15 protein-coding genes are annotated in these 12,827 nt (G+C 68.1%); 14 read left to right on the top strand and 1 reads right to left on the bottom strand.

Translation table 11 applies throughout. The annotated features are described in order from the left end of the window. The 4 genes from GQ57_RS17990 (at position 1) to GQ57_RS17975 (ending at position 2,280) form a co-directional block, all read left to right on the top strand. Positions 1–768, top strand: coding sequence for an ABC transporter ATP-binding protein (locus tag GQ57_RS17990; RefSeq protein WP_031399012.1), 768 nt, complete (start codon positions 1–3; stop codon positions 766–768). 93 nt (positions 769–861) lie between these two features. Further along, a complete protein-coding gene (locus GQ57_RS17985) occupies positions 862–1,296 on the top strand; it encodes a cupin domain-containing protein (protein WP_034198593.1) in 435 nt (144 codons plus the stop codon). Positions 1,297–1,612: 316 nt separating this feature from the next. After that, the gene (locus GQ57_RS43395) at positions 1,613–1,750 is read left to right on the top strand and encodes an HHHH-motif protein (protein WP_162836102.1); all 138 of its coding nucleotides are present in this window, start codon (positions 1,613–1,615) and stop codon (positions 1,748–1,750) included. A gap of 62 nt (positions 1,751–1,812) precedes the next feature. Next, on the top strand, positions 1,813–2,280 hold the full coding sequence (locus GQ57_RS17975) for a DUF3761 domain-containing protein (protein ID WP_034198592.1): 468 nt from the start codon (positions 1,813–1,815) through the stop codon (positions 2,278–2,280). A 122-nt stretch (positions 2,281–2,402) separates the two neighbouring features. Here GQ57_RS17975 and GQ57_RS17970 read toward each other — a convergent pair whose 3' ends face one another. Beyond that, on the bottom strand, positions 2,403–3,758 hold the full coding sequence (locus GQ57_RS17970) for a polyhydroxyalkanoate depolymerase (protein ID WP_034198591.1): 1,356 nt from the start codon (positions 3,756–3,758) through the stop codon (positions 2,403–2,405). 289 nt (positions 3,759–4,047) lie between these two features. On the opposite strand from GQ57_RS17970, the gene GQ57_RS17965 reads away from it, so the two are divergent. The 10 genes from GQ57_RS17965 to GQ57_RS17920 all read left to right on the top strand — a co-directional run bounded on the left by GQ57_RS17965 (position 4,048) and on the right by GQ57_RS17920 (position 12,666). Further along, positions 4,048–4,710 carry a glutathione S-transferase family protein gene (locus tag GQ57_RS17965; protein ID WP_031399007.1) on the top strand — a complete coding sequence of 221 codons (663 nt, stop codon included), beginning with the start codon at positions 4,048–4,050 and terminating at the stop codon, positions 4,708–4,710. Positions 4,711–4,901: 191 nt separating this feature from the next. Beyond that, positions 4,902–5,294 carry a hypothetical protein gene (locus GQ57_RS17960; protein ID WP_425322004.1) on the top strand — a complete coding sequence of 131 codons (393 nt, stop codon included), beginning with the start codon at positions 4,902–4,904 and terminating at the stop codon, positions 5,292–5,294. Positions 5,295–5,308: 14 nt separating this feature from the next. Next, positions 5,309–5,698, top strand: a complete 390-nt coding sequence (locus GQ57_RS17955) for a hypothetical protein (RefSeq protein ID WP_052001367.1) — start codon at positions 5,309–5,311, stop codon at positions 5,696–5,698. A 53-nt stretch (positions 5,699–5,751) separates the two neighbouring features. After that, complete coding sequence (locus GQ57_RS17950; RefSeq protein WP_031399004.1) at positions 5,752–6,216, top strand: lytic transglycosylase domain-containing protein; 465 nt, start codon at positions 5,752–5,754, stop codon at positions 6,214–6,216. 281 nt (positions 6,217–6,497) lie between these two features. Next, positions 6,498–7,742 carry a Crp/Fnr family transcriptional regulator gene (locus GQ57_RS17945; protein WP_034198589.1) on the top strand — a complete coding sequence of 415 codons (1,245 nt, stop codon included), beginning with the start codon at positions 6,498–6,500 and terminating at the stop codon, positions 7,740–7,742. Between the two features lie 13 nt (positions 7,743–7,755). Next, positions 7,756–8,520: a flagellar motor protein gene (locus GQ57_RS17940; protein WP_031399002.1), complete on the top strand. Its 765-nt coding sequence runs from the start codon at positions 7,756–7,758 to the stop codon at positions 8,518–8,520. Between the two features lie 37 nt (positions 8,521–8,557). Next, on the top strand, positions 8,558–9,217 hold the full coding sequence (locus GQ57_RS17935; RefSeq protein WP_034198588.1) for an OmpA/MotB family protein: 660 nt from the start codon (positions 8,558–8,560) through the stop codon (positions 9,215–9,217). A gap of 159 nt (positions 9,218–9,376) precedes the next feature. Next, positions 9,377–11,239 (top strand): methyl-accepting chemotaxis protein, encoded by a 1,863-nt coding sequence (locus GQ57_RS17930; protein ID WP_031399000.1) that lies wholly within the window; start codon positions 9,377–9,379, stop codon positions 11,237–11,239. Positions 11,240–11,343: 104 nt separating this feature from the next. Beyond that, positions 11,344–12,132, top strand: a complete 789-nt coding sequence (locus GQ57_RS17925; protein ID WP_034198587.1) for a hypothetical protein — start codon at positions 11,344–11,346, stop codon at positions 12,130–12,132. 78 nt (positions 12,133–12,210) lie between these two features. Then, complete coding sequence (locus tag GQ57_RS17920; protein ID WP_034198586.1) at positions 12,211–12,666, top strand: GNAT family N-acetyltransferase; 456 nt, start codon at positions 12,211–12,213, stop codon at positions 12,664–12,666. Positions 12,667–12,827 lie beyond the last annotated feature (161 nt).

Here is a 12,827-nt window from a genome sequence, read left to right as displayed (position 1 = left end):
ATGTACAAGCTCACCGTTGACAACCTGCACAAGAAGTTCGGCGACAACGAGGTGTTGAAGGGCGTGTCGATGAAGGCGAAGGCCGGCGACGTGATCAGCATCATCGGTTCGAGCGGCTCCGGCAAGAGCACGTTCCTGCGCTGCATCAACTTCCTCGAGCAGCCGTGCTCGGGGCAGATCACGATCGGCAGCGAGCCGATCCAGACCACCCGCGACCGCAGCGGGGCGCTGCGCGTGGCCGACCAGAAGCAGTTGCAGCGGATGCGCACGAAGCTGTCGATGGTGTTCCAGCACTTCAACCTGTGGGCGCACATGACGGTGCTCGAGAACGTGATCGAGGCGCCGATGGCCGTGCTCGGGGTCGGCAAGGAGGAGGCGATCGCGCGGGCGCGCAAGTACCTGGAGAAGGTGGGGCTCGCGCCGCGCGTGGAAGGCATGTATCCGTCGCACCTGTCGGGCGGCCAGCAGCAGCGCGTCGCGATCGCGCGCGCGCTGGCGATGGAGCCGGAAGTGATGCTGTTCGACGAGCCGACGTCGGCGCTCGACCCGGAGCTGGTGGGCGAAGTGCTGAAGGTGATGCAGAAGCTCGCCGAGGAAGGCCGCACGATGGTCGTCGTCACGCACGAGATGGGCTTCGCGCGCAACGTGTCGAATCACGTGATCTTCCTGCACCAGGGGAAGATCGAGGAGGAAGGCAATCCGCAGGAGATTCTCGTGAATCCGAAGAGCGAACGGCTCGGGCAGTTCCTGTCGGGCCGGCTGAAGTAGACGCACCGGCGGCGTCGCGCATCGCCCGCGACGTCGCGAACTGGAACGCTAAATGCTTGTCACGCGTGATCCTCGCGACGAAGGAGCACCACGATGAGCACGCCGACCACCACCGCCTTTTCCCACGTGAAGCCCCAGGACACCGCGTTTCGCGGCGAAGGGCTGCGCGACTTCTTCCTGTACCGCGATCTCGGCATCGCGGCCGCGACGAACGGCAAGGTCGTCGCGCAGCTCGTCAGGGCGAATCATGCACCGGTAGCGGGCACCGGCTGGCACCGCCACGAGGCCGAGTTCCACATCGTGATCATGCTGAAGGGCTGGGCGCGCTTCATGTACGGCGAGCAGGAAACGCTGGTAGCCGCCGGCGACTGCGTGCACCAGGCGCCGGGGATCGTCCACTACCTGTTCGACTACTCGCCGGACATGGAGTATCTGGAGATCGTCGGGCCCGCCGATTTCAAATCCATCGACGTCGAAGGGCCGTGCGCCGTGCCGCCGCCCACGCCGTGGGAAAGCGCGGGCGCGTAGCCGCCCGGGTTCCGGGCGGGCGCTTGCGAACGGCCGCATCAGGGTGGCCGCCGCGCCGATCCTGCGCGGCGGGACGCTGTCGCGTGCGGCGCCGGCGCGACACGCCGCGTTCCGGTCGGACACATTCTTTCGAATTCCGAACCGCCGCGAAGCCGAAGATCCGGATGAAAGAAAGGCATTCGTCAGGTTCGGCCGCCGGCGGGCGAGGCGATGTCAAAGATCGTCAATTGTGCGCGGGCGCGGTGCACGGCTTGTCGACCGTCGGCGTTAAGTAGGTACCGGCCGGATCTCCGGCCGACCTACTCGGGAGAGTTTCATGAACCGCATCGCGAAGATCCTCACCGCCACCGCACTTGCCTGCGTGGTTCTCGTTCCGGCACTGGCCGAAGCCCATCCGCACCGTGTGTGCCATTTCGATCATCACCACCATCGCGTTTGCCACTGGGTGCGATAACCCCGGCTGTTCCCGGCGATGACCGGGGCGCATGAATGTTCCAGGCAAATCAGGAGAGGACCATGAAAAAAACGATGTTGATCGCCGCGCTCGTCGCCGGCATGGGCGTGTCGATCGGTGCGTTCGCGCAGGTTCCGGCCAGCGCGCCGAGCGGCACGACCGGCCTGTGCAAGGACGGCTCGTTCTACTCGGGCGCGTCGAAGAAGGGCGCGTGCGCCGGCCACAAGGGCGTGAAGACCTGGTACGGCGCGTCGGCCGCCGCCGCGGCCAGCGCGCCGGCGGCAGCGCCCGCCGCGGCGGCTTCGGCTGCCGCCGCATCCGGCACCGCGCCGGCGAAGAGCGCCGCTGCGACGACGGCAGCCGCCGCGCCCGGCGGCGGCCCGGGCAAGGTGTGGGTCAACGACAGCACCAAGGTCTATCACTGCCCGACCGACAAGTACTACGGCAAGACCAAGCACGGCAGCTACATGTCGGAAGCGGACGCGAAGGCGAAGGGCTTCCACGCGTCGCACGGCAAGGCCTGTTCGTAAGACGGGCCCCGACGCACGAGGCCGCCGCCTCGCGCGTTGCCGGCACGCTGCCTGAACGCGCGCCCCGCCAGCACGGCGGGGCGTTTTATTTTTCGCGCCGGCGATTGCCGCGCCGCGCCGGTTCACCCGGCATGGTGCGATGGCGCATCGGCCGTCGCGGCGTGCGTTGTCGCGCGCGCATCGAGCAGCGCGCGCAGCGTGACGTAGTGCGAGCCGTCCGCATCGCCTTCCGCGCCCGCGGTGCGGTCGTACGGTTCGTTGTCGTGGATCGTCGCGCGCACGATCGGATAGATCTGCGTTTCCCAGCGGCTGCCGTTGAATACGCCGTAGTGGCCGGCCCCCGTCTGCACGTGGTGCGTCTTCAGATACGGCGGCAACCCCGAACACAGCTCCTGCGCGGCCACCGTCTGGCCCACCGCGCAGATATCGTCCTTCTCGCCTTCGATCGTCAGCAGCGCGGTGCGATGAATCGCCGCCGGTTCGACGAGCCGGTCGCCGACCGTCAGCTCGCCGCGGGCGAGCGCGTATTGCTGGAACACCTTCTCGACCGTCTCCAGATAGAACTCCGCGGTGAGATCGGCCGTCGCGAAATACTCGTCGTAGAAGTGCCGCAGCGTATCGGCTTTCGCCGGATCGCCTTTCGCGCGCTGGTAGTAAAGGTCGGCGAACGACGCCGCGTGCCGGTCGGGGTTCATCGACATGAACGCGCCCACCTGCACGAATCCCGGATACACGCACCGCTGCGCACCGACGAAGCCGGCCGGCACGACGCTGATCAGGTTGCGCGCGAACCATTCGATCGGCTGGCTCGTGGCGAGCGCGTTGACCTTGGTCGGATTCACGCGGCAGTCGATCGGGCCGGCCATCAGCGTCAGGCTCGCGGGCTGCGCCGGATCGCCGCCGGCCGCCATCAGCGCGACCGCCGCGAGCGCGGCGACGGTCGGCTGGCAGATCGCGAGCACATGCGCGTCCGGGCCGATCTGGCGGATGAAGTCGATCACGTGCGCGACGTATTCGTCGAAACCGAACCGTCCGGCCGTCAGCGGAATGTCGCGCGGGTTGTGCCAGTCGGTGATGTACACGTCGTGGTCGGCGAGCATCGTGTGCACGGTGCCGCGCAACAGCGTCGCGAAATGCCCGGACATCGGCGCGACGATCAGCACGCGCGGCTGGCGCGCGACCGGCCGCGCCTTGCGGAAATGCAGCAGCGTGCCGAACGGCGTGGCCGCGGCGGCTTCCTCGACGATCGGCACCGTTTCGCCGTCGACGTCGATCGACGCGATGCCGAACGGCGGCCGCCGATGCGAGAACGCGCAGCATTCGAGCAGCTCGCACAGTGCGTCGAGCATGCGGCCGCCCGGCGTCGCGGTGGCGGGCGGCCACAGCGACATCGTCGCGCGTGCGGCGGCGGCCCATGCGCGCGCCGGGCGCGTGCATTCGGCAGACCATTGATAGAACGGGTAGGCAAGCAGATTCATGACCGTCGCTCGTTGTGCCGCGTTGGATTGAACGAGGCAAGCCATGTGCCAGCGCGCGTCTGGCACGCGCGTTGCACGCGGTTCGGGAGCGCGGCGGTGCAGGCGGCGCGCGAGAAGCGGCAATCGCACGCGGTGCGTCGCCGCGCCGTTGCGGCGGGCGACCCGGGCCGCGACGGCGTGCGCGGCTGCGCCAGTTCGGCGAATGCGCGGCACCGGCGTGGTGCGGGCGGCACCGCGCGGCGACCGTTTTCGGTGCAGGGGCACGAACGGCATTGGACAGGGGAGCGACATGGAATCCACCGGACAGACGACGCTGACCATCAGCAGCCGCAATTACTCGTCGTGGTCGATGCGCGGCTGGCTGCTCGCGAAGCTGAGCGGGCTGCCGTTCGAGACGGTCAGCGTGCCGATCGATGCGGCGTCGCGCGCGGAGTTGCTGCTGCTGTCGCCGTCGATCCTCGTGCCGTGCCTGACGCACGACGGCAACGCGGTGTGGGATACGCTCGCGATCGCCGAATACCTGAACGAAATCCGGCCGCAGGCGCGGCTGTTGCCGGAGGACCGGCACGCCCGCGCGCATTGCCGGTCGATCTGTGGCGAAATGCATTCCGGCTTCAGCGCGCTGCGATCCGCGTTGCCGATGAACCTGCGCGCGCATTTCCCCGGCTTCCGGATCTGGTCGCGCGCGCAGCACGACATCCAGCGGATCGTGACGATCTGGCGCGAGTGCCTGGCCGCATACGGCGGCCCCTGGCTGTTCGGCGCGGAGATCGGCATCGCCGACGCGATGTACGCGCCCGTCGTCACGCGCTTCCTGACCTACGACGTGAAGCTGGAGCCCGATATCGCCGAGTACTGCATGCAGGTGCTCGCGCAACCGTTCGTGGCAGAGTGGATCGACGCGGCGAAAGCGGAGCATGAGGACATCGACGAACTCGACATGGAGTTCTGAGCGCCGGATCGCGCGCGGCACACGCGGCATGCGTGCAACGATCGGATGAATGGCGTCTGATCACGCCGCGCTTAAATCAGAGGAATCGAAGCCCGCCGCGCGATCCCGCGCGGCGGGCTTCGCGCGCGATCGGGGTAAACATCGTCCGCGCGCTGCCGATAACGCAGGTCCACTGACCGCTAGAGAAATACGTGAAACCGTTCGTCATGCTTGTCTGTGCCGCTGCGTTGGTCATGTCGGCCGGCTGCGCCCAACTCCGCTCCGGAGGTCAGGACGCGAATGCGCGCGACGACGCGTCTTCCGCGTCGACGCCGCTCGTCGATTTCGTCATACCCGCCGATGCGCTCGGCGCACGCGATCCCCAACTGACCGCGCTGCTGGCGAAAGTCGGCGCGCTGGCGTCGAAGCAGTCGCAGCCGATGACGATCCGCGTGGCTGCGCTGCCGCAGGATTTCGGCTACCTGAACCAGTCGCTCCGGCGCGGCATCGCGACGCCGCGCGCCGCATCGGTGCGTGTCGAGAACGTTGCGGCCGGGAGTTGCCGGCCGTACAGCGTGCAGGTCGAACCGACCCAGACCCGGTAACAGGAGATCCCGCGATGCTACGACTGTCGATCTGTACGGCCATGCTCGTGTGCGGCGCCGCGTTCGCGGCGCCGCCCGGCGACGCAACGTCGTCCGCCCCGGCCGCGTCCAACCAGGTGTTTCCGCCGCTGCCGCCGTACGCGTCGCTGCCGCCGGGGGCGGGCGGCGACGACGAAGCGCAGGCGAGCGCACCGGCGGGCGGGCGCCACGCGAGGCGCTCGCGCCACGCGCCGCCCGCGAAGAAGGCGCCGGAGTTTCAGGTGCATCTCGTCGTGACCGAGGCGTCGCGTGCGGTGCTCGCGGCCGAGGACAGGAAGCTTGACGACGCGCTGGCGAAAGGCGCGCGTGAATCGCGTCCGACAGGCGCCGGCGCCGGCGCCGCTGCGCTGGCGATGACGCAATGAAGCGGCACGATCGATGCGGCGGATGCGCGCCGCGCCGCCCCCGCTGGTTCCCGATGCGATCGGCCGCCCTGTCGTGGCTGGGGGCCGCGATGCTGCTGGGTGCGCTGTACGTCGCGCCGGCGCGGGCGGACGACGCGGTGCCCGACGGCGCCTGTTTCGAACGCGCGGCCGGCTATCAGGGCGTCAACCCGCAGATCCTGCGCGCGATCGCCTGGTACGAATCGAAGGGCAATCCCGCGGCCGTGCACCGCAACGCGGACGGCAGCATCGACGTCGGCCAGACCCAGATCAACTCGGTGCACTTCGGCGAACTGCGCCGCTACGGTGTGCCGCCGGGCGCACTGAAGGACGCGTGCGTGAACATCTACGTCGCGGCGTGGATGCTGAAGCGCAAGATGGTCCGCTACGGGAACACCTGGCAGGCGATCGGTGCGTATCACTCGGAAACGCCGCGCTTGCGGGACGAATACGCGCGCAACATCCACGCGGTGCTCGTGTCGTGGGGCCTGCATGAATGAGCGTTGCGTATTGGCGGCCGGGTGCGGCGCAGGCCCGGAGCCCGGCGTGCGGCCGGCCGGCGCGCGCCGCGGCACGTGCGGCTGTCTGCCGCATTTCCGGACGCATCGCGCCGGGATGCTCGCGCAAACGATTCGTAACCGATGCCGCGCCGGCGACCGGCGCCGACGTTAAAGAACCCCGTGTCGCGTGTCGTAAACGGGGACACGGGGTACGGCGGCGATGATCGCGCATGAAGCGCGGCGCCGCCGGACAAGAAAGTCAGCGCAGCAGGGGAATCGATTTGAATCGTCAGCAATCGTGGACGCGTACGGCGGCGCCCGGAGAAATCATTTACTCCGAGGGTTTTGCGGGCGAGCCCGTCATCTTTCTGATCACGGACGGCAAGGTCGAGCTGTCCACGCGATGCGACGACAAGCGTGTCGTCGTCGCGACGCTCGGCCGTGGCGAGTTCTTCGGCGAATCCGCGTTGCTCGCGGCCGAGCCGCGCGCCCATACGGCGAAGGCGCTTTCATTCTGTCAGCTTACGGTCGTGCCGACCGCCATGCTCGACGATGAAATCGAGCGCGTGTCGGCGCTGCTGCGTCATATCGTGCGGACGCTGATCCGCCGCGTGAAGCGCAAGGACGACCAGCTCGCGACCTATACGCATGCCGACTTCATGCCGGGCGTGCTGTCGTATGCGCACGTGCTGGCGCTGATGGCGGGCGCCGACGCGCGCGAGGGCGGCGACACGTGGGCGCGCCGGCCGATGCAGGCGCATGCGGCCGAAACCTCGGTGCCGCTTGCCGACGTGATCCGCAAGTGCCGCGCGATCGCCGGCCATTCGCGGCCGCACGTGCTCGCGATGCTGCGACGCATGGAGAAGCTCAATCTCGTCACGATCGAGGCCGCGCAGGCGGACCATGCCGGCGGGACGATCGACCATGCGGCGTCGTCCGATGCGCGCCAGGTCGTGACCTTCGACGCCGCACGCGTGATCGATCGCGCGCAGCAGGTGGCCGATCACGATCTCGACCTGTCGATCAACAGCGAACTCGAGCTGATCGAGCTGGTCGATCTCGAATCGTTGATCGGCGTCGAGAAGACGCTGTTGCTCAGCAAGCTGTCGAACGGCGAGATCGCGGACGAGGTGTTCGCGTTCCGCAAGTCGAAGGTGCTCAGCTACGTCGAGCAAAAGGGCGTGGCGTATTTCTCGCGGCGCAATCCGCGCCGCGGCGGCGACGTGCGCGCGCTGGAGGATCTCGTGCGGGTCGACTCGCGCACGCTGTTCGACGTCGTCAGCGCGTTCGATACGTACGATCTCGCGAAGCTGATCGCGAGCCTCGACGATCGCGCGGTGGCCGACAAGCTGTTCTCGGTGATGACCGAGGCGCGGCGCAACGAGGTGTCGTGGGTGATGCGCCGCGAACTCAAGCTCGACCCGCTCGAGGTCGAGGACATCGAGCAGCGCGTGCTGGATGCCGTGCGCGCGGCGAAAGCGCCCGCGGCGGGCGCCGCGCCTGTCGCTTCGGCAACGGACGCATGACGGGAGCGCACGCATGGACCTCTTGACCCTGGCCGGTGTGGTGCTTGGCGGCGCGGCGATCGTGTTCGGTTTCGCGCTGGAAGGCGGGCATTTCCCGATGCTGTTCCAGTTCGAGGCGCTCGTCATCGTGCTTGGCGGCACGCTCGGCGCCGTGATGATCCAGAACACGTGGGCGCGTTTCCTCGACGCGGTGAAGCAGTTGCGGCTCGCGTTCGTGCGGGCGCGCGAGGTCGATCGCCAGAACCTGTCCGACCTGCTCGAATGGGGCGACCGCGCCAAGCTGAACGGGCTGCTCGCATTCGAGTCGATGGACGTGAGCGGCATCCATCCGTTCGCGCGCCGCGGGCTCGAACTGCTGGCGAACGGCGTGTCGACCGCCGTGCTCGAGGATGCGCTGCAGCGCGAACTCGACGCGTACGAGCGCAGCCGCCTGGCCGCCGCGCGCGTGTGGCAGCAGGCAGGCGGCTATGCGCCGACGTTCGGCATCCTCGGCTCGGTGCTCGGGCTCGTGCAGGTGACGAGCCACATGCTCGAACCGGCGCAGCTCGGGCCGGGCATCGCGGTCGCGTTCATCGCGACGCTGTACGGGCTGGCGCTGGCGAACCTCGTGTTCCTGCCGCTGTACGGCAAGCTGCGCGCGCAGATCGACAGCGAGCTGCGGTTTCGCAAGCTGTATCTCGACGGATTGCTGGCGATTTCGCGCAAGGAATCGCCGCATACGATCGAAACGCGCCTGACCGGCGACGTGCGCGGCCGCGCGGCCGAGTCGCTCGCATGATGGGCGCGTGCCGCAACGAACCTGGATCACCGACCGCATGACTGCCCGAACTGACGGCGCCTCGGCCGCCGATCGCGACCACGACGAACCCGAAGGCGCGCAATCCGGCCGCTGGCTGATTTCGTACGCGGACCTCATCACGACGCTGATGGTGCTGTTCCTGGCGCTGTACGTGCTCCAGCTGGCGAAGTACAACGCGCTCGATGCGCGCTACCAGACGCTCGCGCGGCATGCCGGCGGCGCGGCGGACGCCGCCCCGCCCGGGCGCACGCCGGCGTGGCTCGCGCTGCTCGATACGCTGAAGACGGATGGCCGGATTTCGCTCGTGAAGGCGCCGCATGGCGTCGAGATCGGCATCGACGCGAAGATCCTGTTCAATGTCGGCGACGCGCGGCTGCTGCCCGATGCCGCGCCGGTGCTGGACCGGATCGCGCAGGCGCTGGGCGATCACGCGACCGGCGACATCCTCGTCGAGGGGCACACGGACAGCGTGCCGATCGCGAACGCGAAATACGAATCGAACTGGGAGCTGTCGTCGGCGCGCGCCGGGAGCGTCGTGCGCTACCTGACCGAGCGCGGCGTGGCGCCGCACCGGCTCGCGGCGATCGGGCGGGCCGATACGCAGCCGCTCGTGACGGGCGACGATGCGGCGGCGCGCGCGAGGAACCGGCGCGTGACGATCTTCGTCGCATACTGACCGGCGTGCGCGCGACCGGGCGCGACCGGCCGCATCGGCCCACCTGACAACAACATAACAAATCCCGCATGATCGACATCTGAAATCAGCGATGCGGTTCCGCGCCTGCCTGCCGATAACCCAAACTGGCTCAGACCGAGCGGTTATCGAGGGTTCCCCATGCATTTCTGGCGCAAGCTTTCCATTCAGAACAAGCTGATTTTCAGCATGACGAGCTGCCTGCTCGTGTTCGTCGCGATTTCGAGCGGGCTCAGCCTTCGCCTGATCGGCAACGCCGTGCGCGATCGCGTCGTGCGCGAGGAACTGCCGACGGCCTTGAACGGCATCCGCGCCGACGTGCAGCGGCAGATGGCCGGGCCGATCGCCGCGTCGCGCATCCTCGCGCGCGACGCGTTCCTGCTGCAATGGGAAGCCGACGGCGAACCCGACGCCGGCACGCGCAACTGGATCCAGCTCGCGAAGAACGTGAAGGACGAGCAGAAGGCCGCGTCGGTGCAGTGGGTGTCCGTGAAGAGCGGCAACTACTACAACGAAGCCGGCCTGCAGCGGAAGGTGACCGACCAGGACCGCTGGCTGACCGGCTTCCTGGCGTCGGGCAAGGCGTTCGACGTGAACATGGACCGCGAGGTGACGGTCGGCGGCTACATGATGTTCATCAACAGCCGCATCGAGCTCGACGGCGCGCCGATCGGCGCGGCCTGCATGAGCCTGTCCGTCGATGCGCTCGCGAAGGGCATCGCGTCGTACCGGATCGGCGAGACCGGGTTCGCGTATCTCGTGCGTCCCGACGGCGCGATCATGATGCATCGCGATTCGTCGCTGATCGACGGCAAGCACTTCCTGAAGGACCAGCAGGGGCTGCCCGGCGACGCGTCGTCGACGCTGCTGGCCGGCAAGCCGTATGCGTACCTGAGCTACGACGGCGACGGCGGCGCGCGCTTCATCGCCACGTCGTTCATTCCGGAGCTGAACGCGTACGTCGTCGTCGAGGTGCCGCAGGCGGAACTGCTCGGGCCCGTGACGCGCGCGATCCGCAGCGCGGCGCTGGTCGCGGCGGTGGCGGGGCTCGGCGTCGCGCTGCTCGTGATCTGGCTGGTCGGGCGCGCGATCGCCGCGCCGATCCGCCGGGCGGCGACGCTGCTGTCGGAGATCGCCAGCGGCCAGGGCGACCTCACGCGCCGGATGACGGTCGAGAGTCAGGACGAGATCGGGCAACTGTCGGATGCGTTCAACCGGTTCGTGTCGTCGCTGTCGACGCTGGTCCACCGGATTCGCACGGCTTCCGCGTCGATCGCGACCGGTTCGGCGCAGATCGCGTCGGGGAACGCGGATCTCAGCGAGCGTACCGAAGGGCAGTCGAGCAACCTGGAACGGACGGCTTCGTCGATGGAAGAGATCACGGCCGTGGTGCGGAACAACACGGAGACGGCGACGACGGCCGCGCGGATGATCAACGGCGCGTCGGATACGGCGGCGCGCGGCGGGCAGGTGGTGGGCGAGGTCGTGAGCACGATGCGCGAGATCAGCGACGCGTCGCAGCGGATCTCCGAGATCATCGTGATGATCGACAGCATCTCGTTCCAGACGAACATTCTCGCGCTGAACGCCGCCGTCGAGGCGGCGCGGGCCGGCGAGCAGGGGCGCGGGTTCGCGGTGGTCGCGTCGGAAGTGCGGAATCTGGCGCAGCGCAGCGCGCAGGCGGCGAAGGAGATCAAGGCGCTGATCGAGCACAGCGCGGGCACGGTGAGCGCCGGGTCGCGGCTGGTCAGCGATGCGGGCAAGGTGATGAGCGATGTCGTGTCGCAGGTGCAGGGGGTGAGCGCGATGATGAGCGAGATTGCCGAGGCGAGCCTGGAGCAGAGCGCCGGCATCGACCAGATCGGCGACGCGGTGCAGTCGCTCGACCAGATGACGCAGCAGAACGCGGCGCTGGTGGAGGAAAGCGCGGCGGCGGCGGCGAGCCTGAAGCAGCAGGCGGCGGAGCTGACCCGGCTGGTGTCGGCTTTCAAGGTGGATGAATGAAGTCCGGTTTGCGTTTTAGAATGTCGCGTTTCTGAGGGGCGGCTGCCGTGGATTCGCGGCAGCCGTTTGATCTGTCGGCGCGGGATTCGGTGACGTCAATAAAAATGAAGCGCTTTTTCGGATGGAAGGCCGGCGCGGGAGCGGTGGCGCTCGTCGCGGTCGTTGCGGTGGTCGGGGCGAAGATGATCCGGTCGCCCACCGATGCGTATCTGGCCTATCGCAAGCAGGCCACCGACGAGATCGGCGCGGCGCAATGGGACGACAAGATGGCGCTGGACAAGAAGTACACGCCGGAGGTCAACGCGCGGCTCGCGAAACTGGTCGGGAAGGTCGACGCGAAAGGGTTTCCCGCGAAGGCGGGGAGCACCGTCGACGGCCTCTACATCGACGGCGGGACGACGCCCGGGCCGGACGGCCTGTTCCTGAAATCGAACGACGGGAAGGTGAATCTCGTCGTGACGACGGTGCCGCTGCTGAAGGCCTGGGTGGCGACGGCGGATGCGGGGATCAAGTCGCCGGACGACGTCGCGGCCATTTTCGACAACGAGACGTTTTACGCCGACATCTTCGACGACGACGCGATGGCGTTCCGCTTCACCGAATTGCCGGTGAAGCGCAAGCCGGCCGACGCCGTGGTGAAGGCGTTGCTGCTGGGTCACAGCCAGGACGGGATGCCGGATGCGCCGAGCACGATGGCGGTATCGATCCGGCAGGGGGAGCGGGCCTACATCCTGTGGCGGGATGCGACGTTGCCGGCGATCGCCGCCTGCAATGCGGAAGGGCTGACCGATGAGCAGCGCAAGGCTTGTTACGACACGCATGTGCCGCGACAGAAGTACTATGCGCGGCTGCTGTCCGAATTACAGGCGATGGTCGATGCCGTCGTCCGATAGGACGCAACGGCATCGACTGCCGCCGGGTCGACCGGCCGTTCCGTTGCGCTTTCGCCAACCCTGCCAGCCCTTTCCGTCATGACCATCGCTTTCGAATCTCCCGACCAGGCCGACGTCATCGCCCTCATCGCCGATCTGGACGCGTACCAGGACGCGCTGTACCCGCCCGAGAGCCGGCATGTCGTGGATATCGCGTCGCTGAAGCAAGCCAATGTGCTGTTCGCCGTCGCACGGGACGGCGACGGTCAGGCCGTCGGCTGCGGGGCGATCGTCCTCCACCCCGGATTCGGCGAACTGAAGCGCATGTACGTCAGCCCGCGCGGCCGTGGGCAGGGCATCGCCAGGACACTCATGGCGAGGCTCGAGTCGCGGGCAATCGAGCTCGGCTGTACGGTGCTCCGGCTGGAAACCGGCCCTTGTCAACACGAGGCGCTGGCCTTGTACGCGTCCGCGGGATATGAGCGCCGCGGGCCGTTCGGCGATTACGCGGACGACCCGTTGAGCGTATTCATGCAGAAGCGCATCGCGGCCTGAGACGCCGGCGACATTCGCCCGCTCGTCCGCAACGTCGCACGTGCGGGTGCGACGTTGCACGCCGTCCTTCGCCATTCGGCGGATGCCGGCGCATCGCGGCGTCCGCGTCGACGCCCGTCGCGCACCTCCCTGGTTACATTCTGAAACACTCGGCCGGTCAA

This window comes from Burkholderia sp. MSh2 (genome assembly GCF_000731655.1).
GTDB classification, from domain to species: Bacteria; Pseudomonadota; Gammaproteobacteria; order Burkholderiales; family Burkholderiaceae; genus Burkholderia; species Burkholderia paludis.
Note: the sequence above shows the minus strand (reverse complement) of the source record. Positions and strands in the feature narration are given on the sequence as shown.